We start from the raw sequence: 26,610 nt of genomic DNA on the forward strand, positions 1-26,610 counted from the left end.
GCCTGCTCAGGGTGACCATGAACTGGCCGAGATTTCCGCAGATGACCCAAGCTGCCCTGATCGATGAACTGAAGACCCTGGTCGAACCCGGCAAGGTGCTCACCGACGCCGACTCCCTGGACGCCTACGGCAAGGACTGGACCAAGCAGTTCGCCCCCGCGCCGCTGGCCATCGCCTTCCCCAAGTCCATCGAGGAAGTGCAGGCCATCGTGCGCTGGGCCAATGAGCGCCAGGTCGCCCTGGTGCCCTCGGGCGGCCGCACCGGCCTGTCCGCCGGTGCCGTCGCCGCCCACGGCGAAGTGGTCGTGGCCTTCGACTACATGAACAAGATTCTCGACTTCAACGCCTTCGACCGCACCGTGCACTGCCAGGCCGGCGTGGTCACCGAGCAGCTGCAGAACTTCGCCGAGGAGCAGGGCCTGTACTACCCGGTGGACTTCGCCTCGGCCGGCTCCAGCCAGATCGGCGGCAACATCGGCACCAACGCCGGCGGCATCAAGGTGATCCGCTACGGCATGACCCGCAACTGGGTGGCCGGTCTCAAGGTGGTCACCGGCAAGGGCGACATCCTCGAGCTGAACCGCGACCTGATCAAGAACGCCACCGGCTACGACCTGCGCCAGCTGTTCATCGGCGCCGAGGGCACCCTGGGCTTCGTGGTCGAGGCCACCATGCGCCTCGAGCGCGCGCCGAAGAACCTCACCGCCATGGTGCTCGGCTCGCCGGATCTCGACTCGATCATGCCGGTGCTGCACGCCTTCCAGGGCAAGCTCGACCTGACCGCCTTCGAGTTCTTCTCCGACAAGGCGCTGGCCAAGGTGCTGGCGCGCGGCGACGTGCCGGCGCCGTTCGAGACCGACTGCCCGTACTACGCGCTGCTCGAGTTCGAAGCCAGCAGCGAGGAGGTGTCCAACGCCGCCCTGGAGCTGTTCGAGCACTGCGTCGAGCAGGGCTGGGTGCTGGACGGCGTGATGAGCCAGAGCGAGCAGCAGCTGCAGAACCTGTGGAAGCTGCGCGAGTACATCTCCGAGACCATCAGCCACTGGACCCCGTACAAGAACGACATCTCGGTCACCGTGTCCAGGGTGCCGGCCTTCCTCAAGGAAATCGACGCCATCGTCGGCGAACACTACCCGGACTTCGAGATCGTCTGGTTCGGCCACATCGGCGACGGCAACCTGCACCTGAACATCCTCAAGCCCGACGCCATGGCCAAGGAAGAGTTCTTCGCCAAGTGCGCTACCGTGAACAAGTGGGTGTTCGAAACCGTGGAGAAGTACAACGGCTCGATCTCCGCCGAGCACGGCGTGGGCATGACCAAGCGCGACTACCTGGGCTACAGCCGCTCGCCGGAAGAAATCGCCTGCATGAAGGCGATCAAGGCGGTGTTCGACCCCAACGGCATCATGAACCCCGGCAAGATCTTCGCCTGACACCCGCAGCGTGCAGGAGCGCAGTCATTCGCGACCCGGGCTGAGCCCGTCGCGGACCGATCCGCTCCTGCCGCAGCGGCGGTATCGACCAAGGAGTCTGTCATGAGTTACCAGCACCACTACGTCGACGGCACCCTCATCCACTTCCCGCTGGGCAAGGTGGTGTGCGTCGGGCGCAACTACGCCGAACACGCCAAGGAACTGAACAACCCGGTGCCGAGCGAGCCGCTGCTGTTCATCAAGCCGGCCAGTGCGGTGGTACCGCTGGAAGACGGCTTCGCCATCCCGCAGGATCGCGGCGGCGTGCACTACGAAGCGGAGATCGCCGTGCTGATCGGCAAGCCGCTGTCGACCCGCCCGGACGACGAGGAAATCCGCGACGCCATCAGCGGCTTCGGCGTCGCCCTCGACCTGACCCTGCGCGACGTGCAGGCCCGCCTCAAGGACAAGGGCCATCCGTGGGAAATCGCCAAGGCCTTCGACGGCGCCTGCCCGCTGTCGCCGTTCGTGCCCGGTGATGCGGTCGAGGACCTGGCCGACATCGGCGTGCGCCTGACCCTCAACGGCGAACTGCGTCAGGACGGCAACAGCCGCGACATGCTGACGCCGATCCTCGAGCTGATCCGCTACATCAGCGGCCACTTCTCCCTGCAAGCGGGTGACGTGGTGCTCACCGGCACCCCGGCCGGCGTCGGCAGCCTGGCCAGCGGCGACCAGCTGGTGGTCGAACTGCCCGGACTGTGCCGCTTCGAGACCCGCGTGCTCTGAGCCGGACCACCGCACGAGCCGGACTCGCCCGGCTCGTGCGGGCTTTTTCACGCTTTTTTCATAACCTTGCCCAGCACCTCTGGCATCCTGTCGCCCCGACCCAACGGAGTGCGTCAGCCCATGCCCGCCCCTGCTCAGCGTCCGTCGCGCTTCCGCCGCCTGCTGCCGGCCGCCCTGCTGCTGGGCGCCCTCGCCCTGCTGATCGTCGGTTACCGCCTGCACTGGGACGACCAGTTGCGCCTGCTCTGGCAGGAACAGTCGGTGGACGAGCAGACCCGCGCCGCTGGCATCTGGCTGCCGGACTACCGCCTGGTGCTGGAAACCACCCTGGCCGGCCTCGAGGAGGACGAAACCTCCGGCCTGACCTGGAACCCGCTGACCGGCACCCTGTTCACCGTCACCGGGCAGAACCCGCAACTGGTGGAGTTCACTCCCGGCGGGGTGATCCTGCGGCGCATCCGTCTCGACGGCTTCTCCGACCCGGAGGCGGTCGAGGCCCTCGGCGACGGCCGCCTGGCCATCGTCGACGAGCGCCGCCATCTGCTCGCGGTGTTCCATCTGCAGCCCGGCGTGGAGCATCTCGACCTGGCCGAGCTCACCCACTACAACCTCGGCTTTGCCGACGCCGGCAACAAGGGCTTCGAGGGTCTGGCCTGGAATCCGCAGACCCGCCGCCTGCTGCTGGCCAAGGAGCGCGATCCGCAGGGGCTGTTCAGCCTGCCGTTCCCCGGCGAGGACGGCGCCGCCGGCCTGCTCGAGCCACTGCCCGAGCAGCCGCTGCTGGTCCGCGACCTGTCCTCGGTGGCCATCGACCCGCGCAGCGGCCACACCCTGCTGCTCTCCGATGAGTCGCGCCTGCTGGTGGAACTCGACCTGGAGGGCAAGCCACGCAGCTTCATCAGCCTGTTCGGCGGCCTCCACGGCCTGGTGCGCGGCATCGCGCAGGCCGAGGGCGTGGCCATGGACGCCGAAGGCAACATCTACGTGATCGGCGAACCCAACCGCTTCTACGTGTTCAGCCGCAAGCCGGGCCGCCCGCGCACGGCCACCCCGCCGTAGCGGAGGCGGGCCGCGGCGCGCGCTTCAGGCCAGCGTCTCGTCCACCAGCGCCGCCTCCGGCGCCTGGTTCTTGACCGACTCCATGCCCTGCTTGCAGCTGGCGGCACTGGCATACAGCTGGCTCTGGCCGACCACCTGGCCGTTGGTGGCCTTGAGCACGAAATACGGCCGCCCGTCCTTGGCGGTCAGCGGCTCGAAGGCACCTTCGCGCGCCGCGTTGCGGCGCACCGAGTCGATGCCGTTGAGCGCCGAATCCTTGGCCTTGTAGTGCTCGCTGGTCAGGATCACCTGGCCGTTGCTGGCTTCCAGGTTGAAGTGGAACTGGCCGTTGCTGCCCTTCTTCAGGTGGAATTTCCCGTTCATGGTCTAGCTCCTCGGTTGGCGGATCGCTCGCCGTTAAAGCTAGACGCTATCAGCGCAGGCTGCCGCTAGCCTTGCGCGAATATCTGCACCGCAGGCCACCGTCACGGCGAACGCAACGCCCTGCGCCGGCTGGCTGGGCCGCAGCTGCGGCCTGGAGGCGAGCCGGGATCAGGAGGGGATCAGCAGCAGCGGGCTGAGCGCTTGCCGACAGAGGCCTTCCACCATGCTGTCGGGGAGCGGCTCGTCGATGGCGTTGCTGCTGCGCTTGCCGAGGATGATCAAGGGGGTCTTGATCTCGCCGGCGACCCGGCAGACCTGCGCCACCGGATCAGTGTCGACGCTGTCGACCACGGTATTGCCATGTCTGGCCAGCAACGCCTCCAGGGCTTCCGCCTCCGCCAGGGAGGTCTGCGGCGGGCGGCGGACGATCATCACCCGGCCCTGGCGCGCGCCCAACAGCCCGGCGAAACAGGCTCTGGCCTTGCTCGCAACCGGCGAATTGTCGGTGACCAGCAGCAGGGGAGCGCCCTCGTCGATGCTCCCCAGGTCGAAGGGCACGATCAGCAGCGGCAGCGTGCTCATGCGCACCAGACTCATCGCCACATTGCCCATGACCAGTTCCCGCCCGCGGGAATGGCTGCGGTTGGCGACCACGACCAGATCGGCCTGCTGGCGGGTTGCGACCTCCAGCAGAGCCGTGGCCGCCAGGCCCGAGACGAGCCGGGGCTGCACCGCGATCCCCAGCTCCGCCTGCACCTCGCGCGCCAGCTGCTCCAGGCGGACACTGCTGGCGGCGTCGGCGACGTCCCGGTGCACCCACTGGCGAGGCTCGTCCACATGCACCAGGGTCAGCTGCTGGATACCCAGCAAAGCAGTCATGCGTTTGAGCTGGGCATGCACCTGATCCCAGCCAGCCGAAAAATCGATACCTGCGACGCAATGCCTGAACATGGAACGTACCTCCGGCCTGCAGCTTCTGCCTGGATTGATCGGTCACATCGTTCAAGAATAGTCCGCAGTTGCATGTCCCGCCCCTACCCTAAGGCGCCGGAGCAGCCGACAGCCCGCGAGCGCGCCGACATCCGCGGCCAGGCGAGCAAGCGAGGGCAACAAAAAACGCCGGCCTGCACGACGCAGCACCGGCGTTACAGAAAAGGCGCCGGCTCAGCGCGTCAGGCTGCGCACACCCTCGGCGGTGCCGAGCAGCAGCAGGTCAGCCGGGCGGGCGGCGAACAGGCCGTTGGTGACCACGCCGACGATGTTGTTGATCTGCTGCTCCAGCGCCACGGCATCGCCGATCAGCAGGTTGTGCACGTCGAGGATGATATTGCCGTTGTCGGTGACGAAGCCCTCGCGGTATTCCGGGTCGCCGCCCAGCTTGACCAGCTCGCGGGCCACATGGCTGCGCGCCATCGGCAGCACTTCCACCGGCAGCGGATAGGCGCCGAGGCGCTCGACCAGCTTGCTCTGGTCGGCGATGCACACGAAGGTCTTGGCCACCGCCGCGACGATCTTCTCGCGGGTCAGCGCGCCGCCGCCGCCCTTGATCAGCTCCAGGCGCGCATTGGTCTCGTCGGCGCCGTCGACGTAGAACTCCAGCTCGGCGACGCTGTTGAGGTCGTACACCGGGATGCCGTGGCTCTTCAGGCGTGCGGCGGTGGCCTCGGAGCTGGCCACCGCGCCGTCGAAGTCGTGGCGGACCTTGGCCAGCGCGTCGATGAAGCAGTTGGCGGTGGAGCCGGTGCCGACACCGATGATGCTGCGCGATTCGAGGCGCGGATGGATGTGATCGACGGCGGCCTGGGCCACCGCCTGCTTGAGCTGATCCTGATTCATGACGGCTTCCGCAAGAAGGAAAAAATCGGCGCGCATTATAGCCCCAAGCCGGCGCCCAGCGGCCGGGCGGTTGGCCGACCATCGGTCGCAGGAGTAGACTCGGCCCATTCTGCCCATTCCGCCTGCGGCCCCTCCGATGCTCGAACAGTACGTCAAGAAGATCCTCACTTCGCCCGTCTACGACGTGGCGGTGGAAACCCCCCTGCAACCGGCGCGCAGCCTGTCCGAACGGCTGAACAACCAGGTCCTGCTCAAGCGCGAAGACCTGCAGCCGGTGTTCTCCTTCAAGATCCGCGGCGCCTACAACAAGGCCGCCCAGCTCAGCGAGGAGGAAAAGGCCCGCGGGGTGATCGCCGCCTCCGCCGGCAACCACGCCCAGGGCCTGGCGCTGACCGCCAAGAAGCTCGGCATCAAGGCGGTGATCGTCATGCCGCGCAGCACCCCGGACATCAAGGTCCAGGCAGTGCGCGCGCGCGGCGCGCGGGTGGTGCTGCACGGCGACGCCTTCCCCGAGGCGCTGGCGCACTGCCTCAAGCTGGTCGAGGAGAAGGGCTACACCTTCGTGCATCCCTACGACGATCCGGACGTGATCGCCGGGCAGGGCACCATCGCCATGGAGATCCTCCGCCAGCAGCCGGGGCGCCTGGATGCCATCTTCGTGCCGGTCGGCGGCGGCGGGCTGATCGCCGGCATCGCCGCCTACGTCAAGTACCTGCGCCCGGACATCAAGGTGATCGGCGTCGAGCCGGAGGAGTCCGACTGCCTGCGCGCCGCCCTGGCCGCCGGCGAGCGGGTGGTGCTCAGCCAGGTCGGCCTGTTCGCCGACGGCGTGGCGGTGGCGCAGATCGGCGCCGAGCCGTTCCGCATCTGCCGCGAGCACGTCGACGAGGTGGTCACCGTGAGCACCGACGAGATCTGCGCGGCGATGAAGGACATCTACGACGACACCCGCTCGATCACCGAGCCGGCTGGCGCCCTGGCCGTGGCCGGAATCAAGCGCTACGTGCAGCGCGAGGGCATCAGCGGGCAGACCCTGGTGGCCATCGACTCGGGCGCCAACGTCAACTTCGACCGCCTGCGCTACGTCGCCGAGCGCGCCGAACTGGGCGAGCAGCGCGAGGCGATCATCGCGGTGACCATCCCCGAGCAGCCGGGCAGCTTCAAGGCGTTCTGCCAGGCCATCGGCAAGCGCGCGATCACCGAGTTCAACTACCGCTACAACCGCCCGAACGAGGCGCAGATCTTCGTCGGCGTGCAGACCCACCCGGAAACCGACCCGCGCGAGCAGCTGGTGGCGATGCTCCGCGAGCAAGGCTTCCCGGTGCTCGACCTGACCGACAGCGAGCTGGCCAAGCTGCACATCCGCCACATGGTCGGCGGCCACGCGCCGGGCGCGGAGAACGAGCGGGTCTACCGCTTCGAGTTCCCCGAGCGCCCCGGCGCGCTGTTCAACTTCCTCAACAAGCTCGGCGGGCGCTGGAACATCTCGATGTTCCACTACCGCAACCACGGCGCCGCCGATGGCCGCGTGCTGGTCGGCCTGCAGGTGCCCGACGACGACCTGCTCCTGCTCACCGAGGCGCTGGACGGCATCGGCTACCCGTACTGGTGCGCCAGCGACGACCCGGCCTACAAGCTGTTCCTCGGCTGAGAGCAGCCGCATCGATCACAGGGAGGTGATCGCCATGCCCCACCCGCTCCACCTGCCGAACCGGAGGGTGCGCTGATGCGCATCCTGCTGGTTGGCGCCGGCGGCTTCATCGGCCGCCACCTGCAGGCCGCGCTGCACGCGGCCGGCCATCAGGTCGTCGCCACCGCGCGCCAGCCCGACCCCGGCACCAGCGGCGAGTGGCTGGCGCTGGACCTGGCCGAACTGGCCCGTGATCCGCACGCCTTCGCCTGGCCCGCCGGTGTCGAGCTGCTGATCAACGCCGCCGGCCTGCTCTCCACCGACCGTGCCCGCCTGGACGAGGTGCAGCACCTGGGCGCCTGCGCCCTGTTCGAACTGGCCGCCGCCCAGGGCGCGCGGGTGCTGCAGATCTCCGCGCTCGGCGCCGAAGACGACCCGGACACCGCCTTTCTCGCCAGCAAGGCCGCCGCCGAGCGGCACCTGCTCGGCCTCGGCATTGCCGCGGTGGTGCTGCGCCCCTCGCTGGTGCTCGGCCCCGGCGCGGCCAGCAGCCGCTGGCTGCTGCGTCTGTCGCCCTGGCCGTGGACGCCGCTGCTGGACAACCGCGCGCGCCTGCAGCCGCTGCACATCGACGACCTGTGTGCCGCGGTGCTGGCCCTGCTTGAGCGCTGGCCGGTGCAGCCGTGCAGCCTGGCGCTGGTCGGCCCCGAGGCGCTGACCATGGGCCAGATCGTCGACCGCCTGCGCGCCGCCCAGGGCTGGGGGCCGGGACATTACTGGACGCTGCCGCGGCCGCTGGCCCTGGCCGGCGCCTGGCTCGGCGAGCGCTGCGGCTGGCGCGCGCTGAACCGCCAGACCCTGCGCCTGGCGCGCAGCGACAACCTTGCCGCGGCCGAGCCGCTGGCCGAGGCCTGCGGCTACCGCTGCCTGCCGCTGGCCGCCCGCCTGCACGACTGGCCGCAGGCGACGGACAGCGCCGCCCTGATCGTGCAGCCACTGCTGCTGGCGCTGCTGGTGGTGGTCTGGCTGGGTACCGCGCTGGCCTGTCTCGGCCCCGGCTTCGACTGGAGCCTGCGCATCCTTGCCGAGGCCGGCATCGCCGGCTGGCCGGCGCGGCTCGCGGTGATCGCCGGCGCACTGCTCGACGGCGCACTGGGCATCGGCCTGCTCTGCACGCGCTGGCGCCGCCGCGCCCTGCAGGCGCAGGTCGCCCTGATGCTCGGCTATACGCTGCTGATCAGCATCCTGCTGCCGCACTACTGGTTCGATCCCCTCCAGGGCATCGGCAAGAACCTGGTGCTGCTGGCGGTCAGCCTCTGGCTGCTGTGGCTGCAGCCGCTCCCCGCAAGGACCCGGCGATGACCCTCTACCTGCTGCTCAAGACCCTGCACATCCTCTCCTCGACCCTACTGTTCGGCACCGGCCTCGGCTCGGCCTACTACGCCTGGCGGGCGTGGAAGAGCGCCCAGGTGGCGACCATCGCCACCACCTTCCGCCACCTGGTCAGCGCCGACTGGCTGTTCACCACCCCCACTGCGGTCGTCCAGCCGCTCAGCGGCCTGGCCATGGTCCATCTGGCCGGCTGGCCGCTGAGCCAGAGCTGGCTGCTGGTCACCCTCATCCTCTACGGGCTGGCCGGGCTGTGCTGGCTGCCGGTGGTGTGGCTGCAGATCCGCGTGCGCGACCTCGCCGTGCAGGCCGAGCGCGACGGCACGCCGCTGCCGGCGATCGCCGGGCGCTACATGGCCTGGTGGTTCGCCCTCGGCTGGCCGGCGTTCGCTGCTTTCGTGGCGATCTTCTTCCTGATGGTGGCCAAGCCGGCTTGAACCACGGACGAAGACGGCGCCCATGGGCGCCGTCTTCGTGCCCGCCGCAACACTCAGCGCAGCGAGAGCACCGGCCAGCCACGCTGCTCGGCGATGGCGCGCAGCTCGGCGCAGGGGTCGACCGCCACCGGGCGATCCACCAGCTCCAGCAGCGGCAGGTCGTTGCGCGAGTCGCTGTAGAAGGTGCTGTCGTCGAGGCTCAGGCCGTTCTCCAGCAGCCAGCGCTCCAGGCGGGTCACCTTGCCCTCGCGGAAGCAGGGGATGTCGGTGGTGCGTCCGGTGTACTGGCCGCCCTGCATCTCGCACTCGGTGGCCAGCAGGGTGTCGACGCCCAGGCGCACGGCGATCGGCCCGGTGACGAAGCGGTTGGTGGCGGTGATGATCACCAGCTTGTCGCCGGCGGCGCGGTGCTCGGCGAGCAGCGCCTCGCCCTTGGCGAGGATGATCGGCTCGATGCACTCGGCCATGAACTCGCCATGCCAGGCGTCCAGCTGGGCCTTGTCGTACTGGCCGAGCACGGCCAAGCAGAAATTCAGGTAGGCCTGGATGTCCAGGCGCCCGGCCAGGTAGTCCACGTAGTACTCGTCGTTGCGCGCCTTGTAGGTGGCTGCGTCGAGGATGCCGCGCCGGCACAGCCAGTCGCCCCAGGCGTGGTCGCTGTCACCGGCCAGCAGGGTGTTGTCGAGATCGAATAGCGCCAGACGCACGGATAGGTTCTCTCAGGCAGTCAAGGGAAGTGGCAAGCGTACCCCGTTTCGCCTGGCCTGCCCATGCACCGGCCTATCCGCATTGCCGCTGTGACGGGCTTTGTGGAACAATCCGGGCATATATGTTTCGAGGTGCCTGCCGTGATCGATCCCGATGGTTTCCGACCCAATGTCGGCATCATCCTGGCCAATGAGGTCGGCCAGGTGATGTGGGCACGGCGCATCAATCAGGACGCCTGGCAGTTCCCGCAGGGCGGGATCAACCCGCAGGAATCGCCGGAAGATGCGCTGTTTCGCGAATTGAACGAAGAAGTCGGCCTCGAGCCCGAGGATGTGCGCATTCTCGCCTGCACGCGCGGCTGGTTGCGCTATCGTTTGCCGCAACGTCTGGTGCGCACCCACAGCCAGCCGCTGTGCATCGGCCAGAAGCAGAAGTGGTTCCTGCTGCGCCTGACCGGCGACGAGCAGCGGGTGCGCATGGACCTGACCGCCAAGCCGGAATTCGACGGCTGGCGCTGGGTCAGCTACTGGTACCCGCTGGGTCAAGTGGTCTCCTTCAAGCGCGAGGTGTATCGCCGCGCGCTGCGGGAGCTGGCCCCGCGCCTGCCGATTCGCGACTGACCAGCCAACCGACTGCACCCGACCGACCATAGGAGCGCCGCCCCTTTGACCATGCTCCACACGCTGCGCAAGATCATCCAGGAGGTCAACTCCGCCCGGGATCTGGACACCGCCCTGACGATCATCGTCGAGCGCGTGCGCGCGGCCATGGGCACCCAGGTCTGCTCGGTCTACCTGCTCGACCCGCAGAGCAACCGCTTCGTGCTGATGGCCACCGAGGGCCTCAACAAGGGCTCCATCGGCCAGGTCAGCATGGCGCCCAGCGAGGGCCTGGTCGGCCTGGTCGGCACCCGCGAGGAGCCGCTCAACCTCGAGGACGCCTCCAGCCATCCGCGTTTCCGCTACTTCGCCGAGACCGGCGAGGAGCGCTACGCCTCCTTCCTCGGCGCGCCGATCATCCACCACCGCCGGGTGATGGGCGTGCTGGTGGTGCAGCAGAAGGAGCGCCGCCAGTTCGACGAGGGCGAGGAAGCCTTCCTGGTCACCATGAGCGCCCAGCTCGCCGGGGTCATCGCCCATGCCGAGGCCACCGGCTCGATCCGCGGCCTCGGCAAGCAGGGCAAGGCCACCCCGGACACCCGCTTCATCGGCGTGCCCGGCTCGCCCGGCGTGGCGCTGGGCACCGGCGTGGTGGTGCTGCCGCCGGCCGATCTCGACGTGGTGCCGGACCGCAGCATCGACGACATCGACGGCGAGATCGCCTACTTCTACAACGCCCTCGAGGCGGTGCGCGCCGACATCCATGCGCTGTCCGCGCGCCTGGCCAGCCAGCTGCGCCAGGAAGAGCGCGCGCTGTTCGACGTCTACCTGATGATGCTCGACGACGCCTCGATCGGCGGCGAAGTGGTCAAGGTGATCGAGACCGGCCAGTGGGCCCAGGGCGCCCTGCGCCAGGTGGTCAACGGCCACGTGCAGCGCTTCGAGCAGATGGACGACGCCTACCTCAGCGAGCGCGCCTCGGACGTGCGCGACATCGGCCGGCGCCTGCTCGCCTGCCTGCAGCAGGCGCGCCAGCAGAAGCTGGTCTACCCGGACAACACCATCCTGGTCAGCGAGGAGCTGTCGCCGGCGATGCTCGGCGAGGTGCCGCCCGCCAAGCTGCTCGGCCTGGTCTCGGTGACCGGCTCGAGCAACTCGCACGTCGCCATCCTCGCCCGCGCCATGGGCATCCCCACGGTGATGGGCGCGGTCGACCTGCCCTACGCCATGCTCGACGGCATCGAACTGATCGTCGACGGCTACCGCGGCGACGTGTTCACCAACCCCTCGCCCGGCCTGCGCCGCCAGTTCGCCGAGATCGCCGAGGAGGAGCGCCAGCTCAACCTCGGTCTCGACGCCCTGCGCAGCCTGCCCTGCGAGACCACCGACGGCCACCGCATGCCGCTGTGGGTCAACACCGGGCTGTTCGCCGACATCGCCCGCGCCCAGGAGCGCGGCGCCGAGGGCGTCGGCCTGTACCGCAGCGAAGTGCCGTTCATGACCAACGAGCGCTTCCCCAGCGAGAAGGAACAGGTGGCGATCTACCGCGACCAGCTCAAGGCCTTCCATCCGCTGCCGGTGACCATGCGCACCCTCGACATCGGCGGCGACAAGGCGCTGTCCTACTTCCCGATCAAGGAAGACAACCCGTTCCTCGGCTGGCGCGGCATCCGCGTCACCCTCGACCACCCGGAGATCTTCCTGGTCCAGGCGCGCGCCATGCTCAAGGCCAGCGAGGGCCTGAACAACCTGCGCATCCTGCTGCCGATGATCAGCGGCCTGCCCGAGCTGGAAGAGGCGCAGCGCCTGCTGCACCGCGCCTGGAGCGAGGTGCGCGAGGAAGGCGTCGACGTGCCGATGCCGCCGGTCGGGGTGATGATCGAGATCCCCGCCGCGGTGTTCCAGACCCGCGAACTGGCCCGCCAGGTCGACTTCCTCTCGGTCGGCTCCAACGACCTGACCCAGTACCTGCTCGCCGTGGACCGCAACAATCCGCGGGTGGCCAACCTCTACGACTACCTGCACCCGTCGATCCTCCACGCCCTCAAGCGCGTGGTCAGCGACGCCCATCACGTCGGCAAGCCGGTGAGCATCTGCGGCGAGATGGCCGGCGATCCGGCGGCCGCCATGCTGCTGATGGCCATGGGCTTCGACTCGCTGTCGATGAACGCCACCAACCTGCCCAAGGTCAAGTGGCTGCTGCGCCAGGTGTCGCTGCAGCAGGCCAGCGAGCTGCTCGACCTGGTGATGACCCTCGACCACGCCCCGCTGATCCACAGCACCCTGCAGCTGCACCTGCGCAACCTCGGCCTGAGCCGCATGCTCGCCCCGGGCAGCAGCGTGCAGAACTGAGCCGCGCCAGGCCATCCCCGCCGCGCAGCCCTAGAGCCGCCGCCAGCCATCCGGTACCATGCCGCTTTGCGTGCGGGGGATGGTGATGGAGTTCGTTATCTATCTGGTGCTGGGGACCTTTGTCGGCGTGCTGGCCGGCCTGTTCGGCGTGGGCGGCGGCATGATCATCGTCCCGGCGCTGATCTTCAGCTTCACCGCCATGGGCGTCGATCCGGCGGTGATGACCCACCTGGCGGTGGGCACCTCGCTGGCCACCATCGTCTTCACCTCGATCAACTCGGTGCGCGCCCACCACAAGCGAGGCGCGGTGAACTGGCCGGTGGTGCGCTGGATGACCCTCGGCCTGCTCGCCGGCGTCGGCCTCGGCAGCCTCACCGCCGCCAGCCTGCAGGGCGAGATCCTGCAGAAGATCATCGGCACCTTCGCCATCTGCGTCGCCGCGCAGATGGCCTTCAACCTCCAGCCACGAACCGCCCTCCCGCTGCCGGGCAAGGCCGGCCTGAGTGTCGCCGGCGGGGTGATCGGCTGGGCCTCGTCGATCTTCGGCATCGGCGGCGGCTCGCTGACCGTGCCCTTCCTCGCCTGGCGCAGCCTGACCATGCAGCAGGCGGTGGCCACCTCGGCGGCCTGCGGCATGCCGATCGCCCTGGCCGGCGCCGTGGGCTTCATGCTCACCGGCTGGAGCCAGCAGGCGCAGCTGCCGGCGTGGAGCGTCGGCTTCGTCTACCTGCCGGCGCTGGTCGGCATCGCCGCCACCTCGATGCTGTCCGCCCGCCTCGGCGTGCACCTGGCGCACCGGCTGCCGGCGCACATCCTCAAGCGCCTGTTCGCCCTGCTGATGCTCGGCGTCGGCCTGAACTTCCTGCTCTGACCCGAACGTCCCGTTCCGAGGAATCACCATGCTGGTTTTCCCGCAGATCGACCCGGTGGCCATCGCCCTCGGCCCGCTGAAGATCCACTGGTACGGCCTGATGTACCTGATCGGCATCGGCGGCGCCTGGCTGCTCGCCAGCCGCCGCCTGGCGCGCTTCGACCCCGCCTGGACCCGCGACACCCTCTCCGACATGGTGTTCTGGGTGGCCTGCGGGGTGATCCTCGGCGGACGCTTCGGCTACGTGGTGTTCTACAACTTCGAACAGTTCCTCGCCGACCCGCTGTGGCTGCTGCGCATCTGGGAAGGCGGCATGTCGTTCCACGGCGGCCTGCTCGGCGTGATGCTGGCGGTGTGGTGGTTCGGCCGGCGCACCGGCAAGGGCTTCTTCCAGCTGATGGACTTCATCGCCCCGCTGGTGCCGCTGGGCCTGGGCGCCGGACGGATCGGCAACTTCATCAACGCCGAGCTGTGGGGCAAGCCCACCGACCTGCCGTGGGCCATGCTGTTCCCGGCGTGGAGCGATCCCGAGCAGCTGGCCCGCCATCCCTCGCAGCTGTACCAGTTCGCCCTCGAGGGCGTGGCGCTGTTCGCCATCCTCTGGCTGTACTCGCGCAAGCCGCGGCCGACCATGGCGGTATCCGGGCTGTTCGCCGCCTGCTACGGCCTGTTCCGCTTCCTGGTCGAATTCGTCCGTGTGCCGGACGCCCAGCTCGGCTACCTGGCCGGCGGCTGGCTGACCATGGGCCAGGTCCTCAGCCTGCCGATGATCCTCGGCGGCCTGGGCCTCATGGCGTACGCCTACCACCGCGTCGGACGTACCGCGTAGGGGCGAATTCATTCGCCAGCCCCGTAGGGTGGGCAACTCGCGCCGCGATTGCCCACCTTTCGGCCGGAATCGGTAGCAAATCGCTGCGCGAGTTTTCTACCCTACGCCCCCTGAAACTCCCCCTTTGCCGAGCCCTGCCATGAAACAGTACCTCGACCTGATGCGCCTGGTGCGCGAGACCGGCACCTTCAAGGCCGACCGCACCGGCACCGGCACCTACAGCGTGTTCGGCCACCAGATGCGCTTCGACCTGGCCGCCGGCTTCCCGCTGGTCACCACCAAGAAGTGCCACCTGAAATCGATCATCCACGAGCTGCTGTGGTTCCTCCAGGGCGACACCAACATCAAGTACCTGCAGGACCACGGCGTGCGCATCTGGGACGAGTGGGCCGACGAGAACGGCGACCTCGGCCCGGTGTACGGCTACCAGTGGCGCAACTGGCCGGCACCCAACGGCGAGTCGATCGACCAGATCGCCAAGCTGATCGCGATGATCAAGAGCAACCCCGACTCGCGCCGGCTGATCGTCTCGGCGTGGAACCCGGCGCTGGTCGAGCAGATGGCCCTGCCGCCGTGCCATTTTGTGGACATGCGTCAGTCTGGTGTCAGATCCTCCACTCCATCCTTGCGCCAGAGGACTAGCTCAAGAGAGCCCTACCAACACATTGAGAGCTTTTTGGCATGAAGCAATATCTTGAACTGCTGAAGGACGTTATTGAGAACGGAGCTCAGAAAGGCGACCGGACTGGCACTGGAACGAAGGCTGTATTCGGCAGGCAGTTCCGACACAACCTTGCTGACGGCTTCCCGCTCCTCACTACCAAAAAGCTCCATTTCAAGAGTATCGCCAATGAGTTGATATGGATGCTCAATGGTGGCACCAACACCAAGTGGCTAAATGAACACGGAGTAACCATTTGGGATGAGTGGGCCACAGAAGATGGTGATCTTGGCCCAATATATGGCGCTCAATGGACTGCATGGCCCACTAAAGATGGTGGAAAAATCAACCAGATTGATTACATGATTGACTGCCTGAAGAACAATCCAAATAGTCGACGAATCCTATTTCACGGCTGGAACACTGAGTACCTCCCCGACGAAAAAATGTCCCCTCAGGAGAATGTAAAAAATGGCCGCCAAGCGCTTGCCGTTTGTCATCTCCTGTACCAAGCATTTGTTGCTGATGGTCACTTGTCAATGCAGCTGTACATTAGAAGCTCTGACGTATTCCTGGGGCTACCGTACAACACCGCTGCTCTGGCCTTGCTCACACACATGCTTGCTCAGCAATGCGACTTGATTCCTCATGAAATCATAGTTTCGCTGGGAGATACGCACGCCTACTCCAACCACATGGCGCAAATAGAGACTCAACTGCAGCGTGAACCAAAGAAGCTTCCGCAGCTGATCATCAAGAGAAAGCCAGAAAGCATATATGGATATAACTTCGAAGACTTTGAGATTGTCAACTATGATGCGCACCCGAGCATAAAAGCACCTGTTGCAATTTGACATATCCGGGAGAATTGAAATGGACATTAACCTTTCTGCATTCGAAGGTTGGCAGTACCTCTTTGGCCTCGCACTTTTCATTGGCTTCTTTTTTGTCATAAAGCTTACATTCAATCGAGTTTCAAAAAGAAACTCTGTGAAGGCGAAGAATGACTCCGTGGCAGTTGGAGGAGATGTCCACGGATCAATCAATATAACGAAGAAGAAGTAATTACCCGCCACTAACCATACAAGGGAGTTGCAATGCTAGACCTTTTAAGAGCGCTTTTTGGCGGAAGAAAAGTCACAGCAGAAAACAACTCCCTTGCAGTTGGCGGAAATGTTGAAAACATAAACATAATCGTCGCCGACAAAGAGCACCTAGACAAGCTCGCAATTAATATTGGAGCTCAACCAGGAAGCACCACCCAAATCGACGTTAGCGCCGCCTTTGAGATTGACGAGCAAATCACTGAGCTACGCGAAATAGTAAATGCAGGCCAAGTCAAGATTGCCCTGGAATTGCTAGATCGCTTTTATCTCCGCCATGCCGCAAAGCTAAACCACACACAGCAGTTCAGAGTAAAAACTAACTGTGCAGTTTGCCACTTCAAGCTTGGCAGAGCCAATGTGGCTGCAAATATGTTTCATGAAGCATTTGCCCTTTGCCCTAGCGACGCGAAGGCTTTAGCCAACAAAGTACTTGCCTATTTGATTGAAGGAAAGAGCAAAGAAGCTTACGAATTTGCCGTCACAAAGATAAAAGAAGACCCGAACAATGAGGCACTCGCAATCAATGGCCTACAAGCAGCAAGGATCATTGGCGGCGACCATGAAAGTTTTTATAGCTTGATTGGAGAGACTGCAAAGGGCAGCGAATATGTAGTCGCTGCTTATATGGACTATCTACTAAGCCAGAAGGCACCGGGCCGTTATAAACTGGTTCTTGAGTCTCTAGAAAAATTCCCCGAGAACAGCTCACTAAAAATGCATGCTGCGCTTTCTCAACTGGAAAAAATAGTAGAAGAAAACCGCCTTGGCGATGAAATCCAGATCCCCATCTCGGATGGGGATGCTCTCCGCGAAGTCACCAAAGTCCTTGAGGATAGTTGGGGTAAATTTAAAAGCAGCGAGTGCATGTTTGACGCCACAAACGAAGCAGACGCATCAAACCTGCTTCACTGCTATGTGTTGTCTGGAGATAAAAGCAAAACAATTTCATACTGCAAAGAGCTACTAGACAACTACCCCACCAACCAGCGCTTCGTAGAACAGTGCGTACAGGTTTCTCTTGACTACAGGAATGACAACTTATTCCATCAATCAATAAAACTCCTATCAGACGTATCACTATCAAGAAAATACGCATTAGCAAATAACATTAATAACAGAAACTGGAGCGAACTTTCGAAGCTCCAAGATTACGTCATTGAAAGATTTGACGATGACACGAAAGCTATTGCAAAAATTTCGCACTGCATAGCCAAAGCCGTTCAGAACAACATAAACGGAAAAATAGAGCTAGAGAGCTTTATAACCAGCGAAAGGATTAATTCTCGCGCAAAAACCGTGCTTTACATTCTTTCATACTCGTGCAAAGTACCTCAAATCATAAAAATCGCCCATGAGTATGGACTAAAAAATATAGACACCAACCTTGTCAAAGAAGAAGCTTTGGCATTCTCAAAAGTCGCACAGGCCTGTAATGACTGGCCATCTATGATATTGGCCCTGAAAACCTTTTCTCCACCTGAAGTAAATTGCGAGGAGACCCGAGCAATTGCTCTTGCCTATATCAACAAGACACCAGTCCAAGCTGATGCGGTAGCCTTTTTCGAATCAGCCATAAAGCACCAAGCAAAGGAAAATTACTTTACCCTGCTGTACGGTATTTTCTGCTACAGACGGAAAGACTCTATCAAAGCAAAAGAAGCACTGACTGAGTATCTATCCAATGGCGGCAATGACGTTAATGCAATTTTAGCCCTAGCGGACATATTCCACTTAAATGGCGAACATGAATCCGTTAGCCAAATGATGGAAAAAATTGAACCCAACAGGGTTAATGGAGAGCCGAACCAACTCGCCAACCTAGCCAGATTGCTTGTTCAATACGGCGCCCCACAGACCGGACTTGAATTAGCTCTTAAACTATACAAGGAAAACCCTAAAAACCCAGATGTTGCATTAGCTTATGCCAACATTTTCCTTTTTGGAGGAAGCCGCCTTACGATTGAGGAGATAGAGGTGGTTTGCCCAGGCACTCACTTCAAGCTCAAATCGCAAGATGACGCTATTATTGAGCGCTACGTAGCGGACGACCATTTTGAAAGAGCTGAGCTCGGACTTTCAGATCAAGACCCATACCTAGATGCCTTTATTAACAAAAAAGTTGGCGACAAGTGGTCTCAACCTACTTTCCAAGGCAGCTTGGAATGGACACTGGTCGAAGTCAAAAACAAATACATCTACGCATTCCACCACATAATCAACAACTATGAATATGAATACCCAGGACATGGCGGGTTTGGCGTAATAAAAACGGTTGGGGACGATATAGAGCCCATCCTAGAAATGATCAAGCAGAACGCCGAAAAGGACGAGAAAATACTGAAGGAGCTTCACTCTAAAAACATACCACTCTCTTTTATTTCAGAGCTTTGGAAAAGAAATGTGCTTGATGTCGCCCAAATTATTCGGCAAAACTTTGGCGACATATATACATGTGTCGGCACGCATCAAGAGCGAGAGTCTGCCCAGGCAGCTATTCGGACAAGATTAGACTCAGGAATTGTGCTCGACACCTATACAGCATGGGTAGCTTCATCCGCAGTCATCTTAGATGCCATTACTAGAATTTGCCCTAGGATCATCATTCCAGGCTCTTCAATTCATCGATTGCAGGCTATAGCTGAGAATCAGCGTGCATCCATAGGCTCTGAAATGTCTATTGGGTGGGACGGTGGAAACTTCATTCGGACTATAACCACAACCGAAGAGCGCGAAAAGTGGATAGAATTTTTCACATTGAGAGTAAACACTCTCAAGGATCGCTGCAAAATCATATCCTTCGCTTTACCCGAGCAGCTGGATGGCACAACAGAAGAGCTTATTAATATCCTTGACCAAGAAGCACTAGACCCCTACCTTATTGCTGAAAGCGAAAAATGTGTATTGATATCCGATGACGGGTTTTCCCGGCAATTTGCAAGAGAGGCATATGGAGTAAATAACTCCGGGTGGCTGCAGGCATTATTGGAGATCGGGTTAGACAACAATGCGATTGACTTAGAAATTTACTCCTCATGCATAGCAGAGCTAGCGCTGTATCGCCACAACTTCATTGCACTCAACAGCACAACTCTCGTCGAAATATACAAAAAAGACAGCGCAGACCTAGAAAGCTTCCGCGCAGCAATAAGATATATAGGAAGTAAAAATGCAGAGCCATCCAGTCATTATAATGTACTAAAAGAATTCATCATTAAAATCTGGATCAATGATATCTACGACACACGAGACACTGCAGCTTACACCCTTCTCAAGAAGAGCATTAGCTTGAGTCATCCTGACGTTAAGGCCATGAAAGCAACAAGCCTAGTCCTGGATAGGGTTATACGAATGCCTGAGTCATTGGAAATTCTTAACAGACTAGCAAATCTAGAAGCCCCAAGACTTAATAATTTCATCCTAGACTGGCTGGAAGGGCACTTCATGTTCAATCAGCAATAAATCAAAAACAATGATTCTCAAATGAATAATAAAAATTACTGGTGAGAAATCAGGATTTATGGTCTCGTTTTAACAATAAATTAGTGACCTCAGGAAACTCCCGCAAAGGGCCTCAACCTGACTCGCTCGTTGCTATCTCTTCCCGGAATTGCTCATCGCGCCCTGCAGAAGGAGAGCACGACTCCACTGATGACAGTGTCAAGAAAAATAGAACATCTGCCGCAACCTCAGAATAATCATGGCCGTCCACTAGCGCCTTAGGCCGACAGCGATGTATTCCGCAAGCATCGAGCCCAAAACTCCCGATAGCACAATTGAAAGCTAACTATCAAGCAGTGGCGCGCAGAGGCTCACGCAAATATGCTAATTTTATCTCGAAAAACCGCTCACAGAATGCTCCCCAAAAGGGACATTGAGCCTGTTTTTTGCACTTAATGTCCCTTTTTGGGAGCATTGATAGGATGCACGCTAGCGGCCAAAATATCGAAATAAAGGGGCTGCGTTCGCCTCAAATATCAGGGTTCAAGTCATCAAAAAATACCCCCTGCCCTACCTATGACCTTTGTCATATGCGTGGGCCATGGCTACAGTAGGCAGAACTGCTCAATACCCGTAAGAGGCTGGTGATGGACATTGATGTGCTGGAACTCAAGCTAAAGGCGGCTGTAGGGTCTGCCTTCATTAGACATGTACGCGAAAACCCTCAACTCGCCAGAGCTATTTATCATGAGCTCGTACCTTCCTATGGGCTCCCGTACCCAGAGCAAAAAATCCTCAGCGAGTGGCTCTTGGAGCCGAACGTCATTGATAACGGTGCGACACTACCATATCCCTTCAACGACGAGTCCGAGCCGGACTCACTTCCTGGGACTACACACCTAGAATAGGAGTGAGACACATGGGGCACTCAGCTCGAAGCCGAATTCGGGGCGTGCTCATCGGTTTAGCCGGCCGCCACTTCCCCTATCAGCTCTCATTTCAATCGCGCTTCTCATTGTCCCCGCCCTCAAAGAGATGGAGGATTTCGTCCGCACCCATCTGGTCGAAATCGTCCGGCACATGAAGCTCGATATGGGCTTTCGGCGGTTCAAAATCCACGTCCACCGCGTCGAGCGGCTCCCGCTCCTGGTCTGGCGGTTGCTCCCGATCAGGGAAATCGACGATCTCAAGCCCAACGTCTTCCAGGTTCAGCCATAGGTCTTGCTCGGCCAGCTCACGAAGCCAGGCTGGATAGCGGTCGTGCAGCCAGCGGCGCTGGGCGCCGGAATCGGCTATCCCGGCACCACTAAGCATCGTCAGGTTGGCCATCAACCACAGCTGCAGCTGGACGTGGCCCTGCGGGTACGGCCCGTGTTCGGCTTCCAGCTCGTCCGCGAGGTCGGATAGGTATTTATTGTTCACGGAGGTCTCCGGATCAGGCCAGAATTCCCTCAATGGTAGCCCAGCGAGCAGGATTTGAAGGCCAGTCCCTACCCACTGGTAATCAGAGACCTCCGGATGGGGGAGGAGATTGAACGTAACGCCCGTTACGAACAGTGGCCCGGTGGGGTGCTGCCGCAGGCGGGGGGGGGTAGTGGTCAAGCCCTGGGAGGTCGCCGGATCGGAAACTGTTCAGGCCGCACCATGGTTCATATGCGAGGCATTAGCCCACTTAATGCCTCGTATATGAATCATTTACATAGAAAGGGCGATCAGCATGCACATGATGCCGATCCAGAGCCTCCAGGCCCACTAAGCCGTTTTGACCGCAAATCGCAGTGGTGGCCGATTCATTCATCATCGCCCTTGTCTGCGCTCTATGCTCCAGATCCACGGATCATTCGTCTGACATCTCGGCAGCAGCCTGGCGCAGCAGTTCCAAGTTTTGCGGGTCTTGCAGCAGGTCGCGGGTGCGCTCCTTGATCACGCGGAAAGGCTCCCCAGCTGGTATCGTATCGATGACTCGACGCTGAGCTAGGCCAACGACACGATAGCCGTGGCGCTCGCACTCGTCCGGGTAGATGTCAGACAACGCAATATGATCATCTGAATCGCCCATCACCATCAAATTTACAAGACAGCTTTCATATTAACCACATGCAATCAAAATATCAGCCAGGCCACTTGCAGACCATACGGCTTCGGCGGAAGCTCAATGGCGCCCCTGACAGCATCCTCATTCCCCATCTGAATAATCTGTACTTCAGGAACGGCAGTAGATCAAACGAGATTCTTTGAGTTGACCTCTCTTTGAGCGCTCATCTCCACCCGTCCGATAAGTCTTTCCGCTCTCGACAGTGTAGAGCGTGATGATGAATCTGTTGTCGTCTTCGATATTCCTAAGCTCCGTCAATCGCTCCATCGACCACTCGTCACGACCAGTCATCCAACCTGGCAGTACTACATGGATATCAGTGACGGTCATATCCCCAGCCTGCAGGCTCAAGATGTGTTCCAGCATGTATACCTCCGCTGTCATGAGTATCCTGGACTCCTCCCAGTCCTCGTGGGTGAACACGATGCGCACATGAAACCAGGGGGTGTTCAGCTCACTTTCCACCACCCGCCAGTAGCTGTATCCGTCCGCAGCAAGCAGACCCATGAAATCAACGGCGACGCTCTCGTGCGCTCTGAACATCGTACAGACCTCAAATGAACAGTATACATTGTAGCCGTATACTGTTCGCTGTGGCTACATCCTCTGCTTTAGGCACAGAGAAGCTGACGAGTGGAGCTCAAGACCGCTTTTGGAGAGGCCCTAAGGGACATCCGTGTAAGCCAAAAATTGACGCAAGAAGACTTTTCAGGCGTCAGCAGTAGAACCTACCTCAGCAGCCTAGAGCGCGGCATCTACAGCCCCACGCTCGAAAAGCTTGATGCGTTGGCGAGAGTACTAGGGGTGCATCCTGTGACCCTGCTTGCACACTGCTACCTGAAGGCTGACCCAAACCTCGCCCCAGCGAACTTCCTCGAAAAAGTCCGGGGCGAGCTAGAGGCCGTATCCCGCCAGGCAGGCTAAGAGGATCCAGAGCAAGGCAATGGTCACTCACATTTACGACTTAATTGACAGGTTTTGCCCCCCCCTACGCTTGCGGGAGCCTCATCGACTGGATGAGCCGCAGAGGACACTGACAGACGCCACGCCCCACAGAAGGCGTCGCCAGTTCGGACAATGAGCGTCCTTTGACCCCACGGGGAATTGGTTGGCGGCTTTATGACCTTGCTGGCTTGGTAGAATCGATCCAGCCTCCCCCCTCACATTGGTTTCAGCAGCCATATCCTCCAGTAAGCAGGCTGATGGCAGGCTGGCACGACGCCCCGCACAAGGACTGATTCACCCATGGCTGAAAAGCTCACCCTTGAAACCCTGGAATCCTGGCTCTGGGAGTCCGCGAACATCCTGCGCGGCTCCATCGACTCCTCGGATTTCAAGAACTACATCTTCGGCCTACTGTTCCTCAAGCGCTTCAACGATGTCTTCGAGGAGCGCGTCGCCCAACTGGTGGGTGACGAAGGGCTGAGCCTCAAGGAGGCTCAGGAGGAGGCCGAGGACAAGTGGGGCAAATTCCCCATAAGCGCCCGCTGGTCTGCCCTCACCTGGCGTAGCGAGAACATTGGCGAGGCTCTCGACAAGGCCTTCGCCAGCATCGAAGCGAGCAATCCCGAGCTGCAACATGTGCTCACGGCCACCCAGTTTGGCGACAAGCGGGTGCTGTCCGACCACACCTTGCAGCGCCTGCTGCGGCACTTCAACCAGTACAGGCTAGGCAACGCCGACCTGTACAAGGCCGACATGCTGGGTGATGCCTACGAGTACCTGATCAAGCAGTTCGCCGACGACGCTGGCAAGAAAGGCGGTGAGTTCTACACCCCAAAGAGTGTGGTGCAGTTGGTGGTCGAGCTGATCGATCCACAGCCTGGTCATAGCGTGTATGACCCGACCTGCGGCAGTGGCGGCATGCTGGTGGAAAGCGCCCACCACGTCGCCAGCCTGCCCAACGGCACCCTGATGGGCGGCAAGCCGAACGTCCTGCTGTATGGGCAGGAGAAAAATCTTGGCACTTGGGCCATCGCCAAGTTGAACCTCTACCTGCACAACATGCGCGCCGAGATCGAGCGCGGTGACACACTGGTTGAGCCCAAACACTTGGATGGCGATTACCTCAAGACCTTCGACCGGGTGATTGCCAACCCCCCCTTCTCGGCCAAGGCCTGGTGGGCACCGCTGGAACTGGTCAACGAGGCAGAGAAGGAGGCAGGCACAAAGCTCAAGGCGCCCAACTACAAGCAGGTGAGCGACCCCTATGGCCGCCTAGTCTATGGCGTTCCACCGCGCAGCTATGGCGACTTTGCCTTTGCTCAACACATGCTGGCCAGTCTCAAGGCCGATGGCCGGATGGGAATCATTCTGCCCCATGGCGTGCTGTTCCGTGGTGGCGAAGAAGGCAAGATCCGCGAAGGCCTGATGTTCGGCACCAATGCATCCAGTGGCAGCCAGCCAGGCGACCTCATCGAAGCCGTCATTGGTCTGCCCTCGGCGCTGTTCTACAACACCGGTATTCCAGCCTGCGTCCTGATTCTGAACAAAAATAAACCGGCAGCTCTCAAGAGTAAGGTCATCATCATCGATGCCAGCCGGGACTATTTAGAAGGAAAGGCTCAGAACAGTCTCCGCCCCGAAGACATCACTCGCATCGTCAGCACCCACAAAGCCGCTTTCGACAGTCAAGCCGAGGTTGGCAACTACTGCCGCGTGGTGAAACTGGATGAAATCCGCAGCAACGAAGGCAACCTCAACATTGCCCGTTATATCGATAACGGTGTAACCGAGGAAACAGTCGATGTTGCCGCCAGCTTGGCGCAACTGGCGGTGCTGGCCGAAGAAGAGACCCAAATCGATACACTGCTACACGGCTATCTGATGGAGCTTGGCTTGCTGGAGGCGGTGGAATGAGTGTAGCGAGCAAGCCGGGATACAAAGAAAGCAGCATTGGCTGGATCCCGCAAGATTGGTCATCATCATGCATCGGGAGTGAAGTCGAAGCGATTATTGGCGGGGGCACTCCATCAAGGGACGTAGCTGAATACTGGGATGGAGAAATACCTTGGGCCAGCGTCAAAGATCTTACGGCAACGAGACTTTCTAAGACTGCCGAATACATAACTAAAAAGGCAATCAAGGAAAGCTCAGCAAATCTAATCCCTGCTGGAACTTTGATCACACCCACGCGAATGGCTCTTGGAAAGGTTGCATTCTTCGAATGCGATGTCGCGATCAATCAAGACCTGAAGGCAATATTTCCGAAGCAGTCACTCTCCAAAGAGTTTTTGTTTTTTTGGTTTCAGTATAACGCTGAGAAAATTGAGGCAGCCGGAACCGGATCAACCGTTAAGGGTATTCGTCTTGAGGTACTTCGCGAGTTCGGTTTGGCTTTGCCACCACTACCTCAACAACAAAAAATATCCGCAATTCTCACTGCTGTAGACGATAAGCTAGACGTGATTACCCGCCAGATTGAGACTTATATCACCCTAAAGCGAGGACTGATGCAAAGCCTGTTCAATCGAGGCGCGGGGACTCAGAGCCCTAACGGCCGCTGGGTGCCGCATAATGAGTTTCGAGAAACAGAACTAGGAGAGATTCCAGTTAGTTGGGAAGTGAAAACCATCGGGAGTGTTCTAGACATTATTGAGCGTCCATTCAAGATGACCGATGACCATCTCTACCGGCGAGTGACAGTGAAGCGCCGATATGGAGGGATCGAACTTAGAGACGAGTTGCTTGGCGCGGACATAAAAGTTAAAAGTCAGTTCTTGCTTGAGGCGGGTGATTTTCTTATATCCGAACGGCAGATTGTTCATGGCGCCTGCGGAATTGTCCCCGCGCATCTGGAAGGCGCATTGGTCTCCAACGAATATCTTGTTCTTCAAGCTAAAGATGGATTCAGTGCAACCTATTTAAGCTATTTAGTCCAAGCCATAAAATATGCAAGACTATTCCTTATTTGCAGCCAAGGGGTAGACATTGAGAAATTCCTGTTCAAACCAAAGGATTGGTTAAAGAAGCAGATCCCTGTACCACCATTCGCAGAGCAGTGCAGAATTTCTGAGATTTTTGCCACCATTGAAGACAAGCTGAAAAAATTGAAAATTAAGCAATCTGAATACCAAACCATCAAAGTCGGCCTGATGCAAAAACTGCTTACCGGCGAATGGCGCGTCCAGCTGGACACTACAACTGAGACCTGAGGGGGCATGGACGGATCCGACATCCACATGGATAGCGTGGCTGACCTGCAACGCACGGTGCAACGCAAGCTCGGGCGATGCCTGTTGCGCTTGCAGCAATACGAGCGGCTGCTGAAGGCGATGGTCGCCCATAGCGAACTGGCGGGCCCTCCCGAGCAGCTGCAAGCCCTGCGTGATGAGAAAGTAGCTTGCGCCCACAAGAAGACCATGGGCACTCTGATGGGGATGCTGACCGAGGGCTATCTGACCCCACCACGCCCCGAAAGCGAAGAAACCTCGGCGGATAGCGGTGACCGCTTCTGGATCAGTTTCCGCTTTCAGATGGAAATGTCCTCGGAGCAGTACGAAGAAACCAAGGCTGCCCTGAAGGAGCTGGTAGACCTGCGCAACGAACTGGTTCACCACTTCCTACAGCGCTTCGATCTCTGGGAGTCTAGTGGGTGCGAGGCGGCCGACCGCTATCTCGATGAGAGTTACGAGACCATCGATGGGCACTACCTGACCCTGCACGGCTGGGCCAAAGCCATGGATGAGGCTCGCACCAGCATGGCATCTTTCATGGAGACACAGGCCTTCAAGGATGCTTTCCTCAACGGCATCTGGGTAGATGGCTCCGTAGACTGGCCTGGCAGCGGGATCACTGCCTGTTTGCGCGAGGCCGAGACTCGGCTGGCCCAGAATGGCTGGACAGCGCTCGACGCAGCCATTGCCTGGGTAGCTCGTACCTATCCCGAACAGACACCCAAGCGCTACGGCTGCGGTAGCTGGCGGCATGTGATACACGAGTCCAAGCAGTTCGAAATTCGCAAGCAGAGCCAACCAGAAAACGGACGCACCGTTGTGTGGTATCGCCGCCACCAGTGAGTCGCATGAGAGGGAATT

23 protein-coding genes and 1 pseudogene are annotated in these 26,610 nt (G+C 60.7%); 17 read left to right on the forward strand and 7 right to left on the reverse strand.

What is annotated here, in order from left to right; genetic code table 11:
* Nucleotides 1–41 precede the first annotated feature (41 nt).
* The 3 genes from BM297_RS07215 to BM297_RS07225 all read left to right on the forward strand — a co-directional run bounded on the left by BM297_RS07215 (nucleotide 42) and on the right by BM297_RS07225 (nucleotide 3,260).
* Entirely contained in the window at nucleotides 42–1,433 is a 1,392-nt protein-coding gene (locus tag BM297_RS07215) for an FAD-binding oxidoreductase (protein ID WP_092429743.1), read from the forward strand.
* 102 nt (nucleotides 1,434–1,535) lie between these two features.
* Complete coding sequence (locus tag BM297_RS07220) at nucleotides 1,536–2,201, forward strand: fumarylacetoacetate hydrolase family protein (RefSeq protein WP_092429745.1); 666 nt, start codon at nucleotides 1,536–1,538, stop codon at nucleotides 2,199–2,201.
* Nucleotides 2,202–2,321: 120 nt separating this feature from the next.
* Nucleotides 2,322–3,260: an SdiA-regulated domain-containing protein gene (locus BM297_RS07225; protein WP_092429747.1), complete on the forward strand. Its 939-nt coding sequence runs from the start codon at nucleotides 2,322–2,324 to the stop codon at nucleotides 3,258–3,260.
* Between the two features lie 24 nt (nucleotides 3,261–3,284).
* Here the strand turns inward: BM297_RS07225 and BM297_RS07230 are convergent, their stop codons facing one another.
* The 3 genes from BM297_RS07230 to rpiA form a co-directional block, all read right to left on the reverse strand.
* The gene (locus tag BM297_RS07230) at nucleotides 3,285–3,623 is read right to left on the reverse strand and encodes a YegP family protein (RefSeq protein ID WP_092429749.1); all 339 of its coding nucleotides are present in this window, start codon (nucleotides 3,621–3,623) and stop codon (nucleotides 3,285–3,287) included.
* 168 nt (nucleotides 3,624–3,791) lie between these two features.
* Nucleotides 3,792–4,574: a universal stress protein gene (locus tag BM297_RS07235; protein ID WP_092429751.1), complete on the reverse strand. Its 783-nt coding sequence runs from the start codon at nucleotides 4,572–4,574 to the stop codon at nucleotides 3,792–3,794.
* Between the two features lie 213 nt (nucleotides 4,575–4,787).
* Nucleotides 4,788–5,459, reverse strand: coding sequence for a ribose-5-phosphate isomerase RpiA (gene rpiA / locus BM297_RS07240; RefSeq protein ID WP_092429753.1), 672 nt, complete (start codon nucleotides 5,457–5,459; stop codon nucleotides 4,788–4,790).
* Nucleotides 5,460–5,595: 136 nt separating this feature from the next.
* On the opposite strand from rpiA, the gene ilvA reads away from it, so the two are divergent.
* From ilvA to BM297_RS07255, 3 genes are all read left to right on the forward strand, one after another.
* Nucleotides 5,596–7,110: a threonine ammonia-lyase, biosynthetic gene (ilvA, locus tag BM297_RS07245; protein ID WP_092429755.1), complete on the forward strand. Its 1,515-nt coding sequence runs from the start codon at nucleotides 5,596–5,598 to the stop codon at nucleotides 7,108–7,110.
* A 75-nt stretch (nucleotides 7,111–7,185) separates the two neighbouring features.
* A complete protein-coding gene (locus tag BM297_RS07250; protein ID WP_092429757.1) occupies nucleotides 7,186–8,451 on the forward strand; it encodes an SDR family oxidoreductase in 1,266 nt (421 codons plus the stop codon).
* Nucleotides 8,448–8,915, forward strand: coding sequence for a DUF2269 family protein (locus BM297_RS07255; protein WP_092429759.1), 468 nt, complete (start codon nucleotides 8,448–8,450; stop codon nucleotides 8,913–8,915). The genes BM297_RS07250 and BM297_RS07255 overlap by 4 nt, the downstream gene beginning before the upstream one ends.
* A gap of 53 nt (nucleotides 8,916–8,968) precedes the next feature.
* Here the strand turns inward: BM297_RS07255 and BM297_RS07260 are convergent, their stop codons facing one another.
* Complete coding sequence (locus tag BM297_RS07260; protein ID WP_092429761.1) at nucleotides 8,969–9,622, reverse strand: histidinol-phosphatase; 654 nt, start codon at nucleotides 9,620–9,622, stop codon at nucleotides 8,969–8,971.
* A gap of 141 nt (nucleotides 9,623–9,763) precedes the next feature.
* On the opposite strand from BM297_RS07260, the gene BM297_RS07265 reads away from it, so the two are divergent.
* The 7 genes and pseudogenes from BM297_RS07265 to BM297_RS21475 all read left to right on the forward strand — a co-directional run bounded on the left by BM297_RS07265 (nucleotide 9,764) and on the right by BM297_RS21475 (nucleotide 19,500).
* Nucleotides 9,764–10,243 (forward strand): RNA pyrophosphohydrolase, encoded by a 480-nt coding sequence (locus BM297_RS07265; protein ID WP_090309017.1) that lies wholly within the window; start codon nucleotides 9,764–9,766, stop codon nucleotides 10,241–10,243.
* Nucleotides 10,244–10,294: 51 nt separating this feature from the next.
* On the forward strand, nucleotides 10,295–12,574 hold the full coding sequence (gene ptsP, locus BM297_RS07270) for a phosphoenolpyruvate--protein phosphotransferase (protein WP_092429880.1): 2,280 nt from the start codon (nucleotides 10,295–10,297) through the stop codon (nucleotides 12,572–12,574).
* Nucleotides 12,575–12,659: 85 nt separating this feature from the next.
* Nucleotides 12,660–13,445, forward strand: a complete 786-nt coding sequence (locus BM297_RS07275) for a sulfite exporter TauE/SafE family protein (protein ID WP_092429763.1) — start codon at nucleotides 12,660–12,662, stop codon at nucleotides 13,443–13,445.
* 28 nt (nucleotides 13,446–13,473) lie between these two features.
* Nucleotides 13,474–14,274, forward strand: coding sequence for a prolipoprotein diacylglyceryl transferase (gene lgt / locus BM297_RS07280; protein ID WP_092429765.1), 801 nt, complete (start codon nucleotides 13,474–13,476; stop codon nucleotides 14,272–14,274).
* Nucleotides 14,275–14,413: 139 nt separating this feature from the next.
* Nucleotides 14,414–14,854, forward strand: a pseudogene (gene thyA / locus BM297_RS07285) (thymidylate synthase); the annotation flags it as partial.
* Nucleotides 14,855–14,955: 101 nt separating this feature from the next.
* A complete protein-coding gene (locus BM297_RS07290) occupies nucleotides 14,956–15,789 on the forward strand; it encodes a thymidylate synthase (RefSeq protein ID WP_092429767.1) in 834 nt (277 codons plus the stop codon).
* A gap of 243 nt (nucleotides 15,790–16,032) precedes the next feature.
* Nucleotides 16,033–19,500 (forward strand): tetratricopeptide repeat protein, encoded by a 3,468-nt coding sequence (locus tag BM297_RS21475; RefSeq protein WP_139231027.1) that lies wholly within the window; start codon nucleotides 16,033–16,035, stop codon nucleotides 19,498–19,500.
* Nucleotides 19,501–20,478: 978 nt separating this feature from the next.
* Here the strand turns inward: BM297_RS21475 and BM297_RS07295 are convergent.
* From BM297_RS07295 to BM297_RS07300, 3 genes are all read right to left on the reverse strand, one after another.
* A complete protein-coding gene (locus tag BM297_RS07295) occupies nucleotides 20,479–20,901 on the reverse strand; it encodes a hypothetical protein (RefSeq protein WP_092429769.1) in 423 nt (140 codons plus the stop codon).
* A gap of 415 nt (nucleotides 20,902–21,316) precedes the next feature.
* The gene (locus tag BM297_RS21480; protein WP_139231028.1) at nucleotides 21,317–21,544 is read right to left on the reverse strand and encodes a hypothetical protein; all 228 of its coding nucleotides are present in this window, start codon (nucleotides 21,542–21,544) and stop codon (nucleotides 21,317–21,319) included.
* 138 nt (nucleotides 21,545–21,682) lie between these two features.
* Complete coding sequence (locus tag BM297_RS07300) at nucleotides 21,683–22,117, reverse strand: hypothetical protein (protein WP_092429771.1); 435 nt, start codon at nucleotides 22,115–22,117, stop codon at nucleotides 21,683–21,685.
* A gap of 90 nt (nucleotides 22,118–22,207) precedes the next feature.
* On the opposite strand from BM297_RS07300, the gene BM297_RS07305 reads away from it, so the two are divergent.
* From BM297_RS07305 to BM297_RS07320, 4 genes are all read left to right on the forward strand, one after another.
* Entirely contained in the window at nucleotides 22,208–22,498 is a 291-nt protein-coding gene (locus tag BM297_RS07305) for a helix-turn-helix domain-containing protein (protein WP_092429773.1), read from the forward strand.
* Nucleotides 22,499–22,819: 321 nt separating this feature from the next.
* Nucleotides 22,820–24,433 carry a type I restriction-modification system subunit M gene (locus tag BM297_RS07310; protein ID WP_092429775.1) on the forward strand — a complete coding sequence of 538 codons (1,614 nt, stop codon included), beginning with the start codon at nucleotides 22,820–22,822 and terminating at the stop codon, nucleotides 24,431–24,433.
* The gene (locus BM297_RS07315) at nucleotides 24,430–25,728 is read left to right on the forward strand and encodes a restriction endonuclease subunit S (RefSeq protein WP_092429777.1); all 1,299 of its coding nucleotides are present in this window, start codon (nucleotides 24,430–24,432) and stop codon (nucleotides 25,726–25,728) included. The genes BM297_RS07310 and BM297_RS07315 overlap by 4 nt, the downstream gene beginning before the upstream one ends.
* 6 nt (nucleotides 25,729–25,734) lie before the next feature.
* The gene (locus BM297_RS07320; protein WP_092429779.1) at nucleotides 25,735–26,592 is read left to right on the forward strand and encodes an OST-HTH/LOTUS domain-containing protein; all 858 of its coding nucleotides are present in this window, start codon (nucleotides 25,735–25,737) and stop codon (nucleotides 26,590–26,592) included.
* The last annotated feature ends 18 nt before the right edge of the window (nucleotides 26,593–26,610 follow it).

This window comes from Geopseudomonas sagittaria, from assembly GCF_900115715.1.
Lineage (GTDB): Bacteria > Pseudomonadota > Gammaproteobacteria > Pseudomonadales > Pseudomonadaceae > Geopseudomonas > Geopseudomonas sagittaria.

Coding starts and splice junctions, on each gene's coding strand:
- BM297_RS07215 (WP_092429743.1), top strand. CDS start 42: ATGACCCAAGCTGCCCTGATCGATGAACTGAAGACCCTGGTCGAACCC.
- BM297_RS07220 (WP_092429745.1), top strand. CDS start 1,536: ATGAGTTACCAGCACCACTACGTCGACGGCACCCTCATCCACTTCCCG.
- BM297_RS07225 (WP_092429747.1), top strand. CDS start 2,322: ATGCCCGCCCCTGCTCAGCGTCCGTCGCGCTTCCGCCGCCTGCTGCCG.
- BM297_RS07230 (WP_092429749.1), bottom strand. CDS start 3,623: ATGAACGGGAAATTCCACCTGAAGAAGGGCAGCAACGGCCAGTTCCAC.
- BM297_RS07235 (WP_092429751.1), bottom strand. CDS start 4,574: ATGTTCAGGCATTGCGTCGCAGGTATCGATTTTTCGGCTGGCTGGGAT.
- rpiA (WP_092429753.1), bottom strand. CDS start 5,459: ATGAATCAGGATCAGCTCAAGCAGGCGGTGGCCCAGGCCGCCGTCGAT.
- ilvA (WP_092429755.1), top strand. CDS start 5,596: ATGCTCGAACAGTACGTCAAGAAGATCCTCACTTCGCCCGTCTACGAC.
- BM297_RS07250 (WP_092429757.1), top strand. CDS start 7,186: ATGCGCATCCTGCTGGTTGGCGCCGGCGGCTTCATCGGCCGCCACCTG.
- BM297_RS07255 (WP_092429759.1), top strand. CDS start 8,448: ATGACCCTCTACCTGCTGCTCAAGACCCTGCACATCCTCTCCTCGACC.
- ptsP (WP_092429880.1), top strand. CDS start 10,295: ATGCTCCACACGCTGCGCAAGATCATCCAGGAGGTCAACTCCGCCCGG.
- BM297_RS07275 (WP_092429763.1), top strand. CDS start 12,660: ATGGAGTTCGTTATCTATCTGGTGCTGGGGACCTTTGTCGGCGTGCTG.
- lgt (WP_092429765.1), top strand. CDS start 13,474: ATGCTGGTTTTCCCGCAGATCGACCCGGTGGCCATCGCCCTCGGCCCG.
- BM297_RS07290 (WP_092429767.1), top strand. CDS start 14,956: ATGAAGCAATATCTTGAACTGCTGAAGGACGTTATTGAGAACGGAGCT.
- BM297_RS21475 (WP_139231027.1), top strand. CDS start 16,033: ATGCTAGACCTTTTAAGAGCGCTTTTTGGCGGAAGAAAAGTCACAGCA.
- BM297_RS21480 (WP_139231028.1), bottom strand. CDS start 21,544: ATGGTGATGGGCGATTCAGATGATCATATTGCGTTGTCTGACATCTAC.
- BM297_RS07300 (WP_092429771.1), bottom strand. CDS start 22,117: ATGTTCAGAGCGCACGAGAGCGTCGCCGTTGATTTCATGGGTCTGCTT.
- BM297_RS07310 (WP_092429775.1), top strand. CDS start 22,820: ATGGCTGAAAAGCTCACCCTTGAAACCCTGGAATCCTGGCTCTGGGAG.
- BM297_RS07315 (WP_092429777.1), top strand. CDS start 24,430: ATGAGTGTAGCGAGCAAGCCGGGATACAAAGAAAGCAGCATTGGCTGG.
- BM297_RS07320 (WP_092429779.1), top strand. CDS start 25,735: ATGGACGGATCCGACATCCACATGGATAGCGTGGCTGACCTGCAACGC.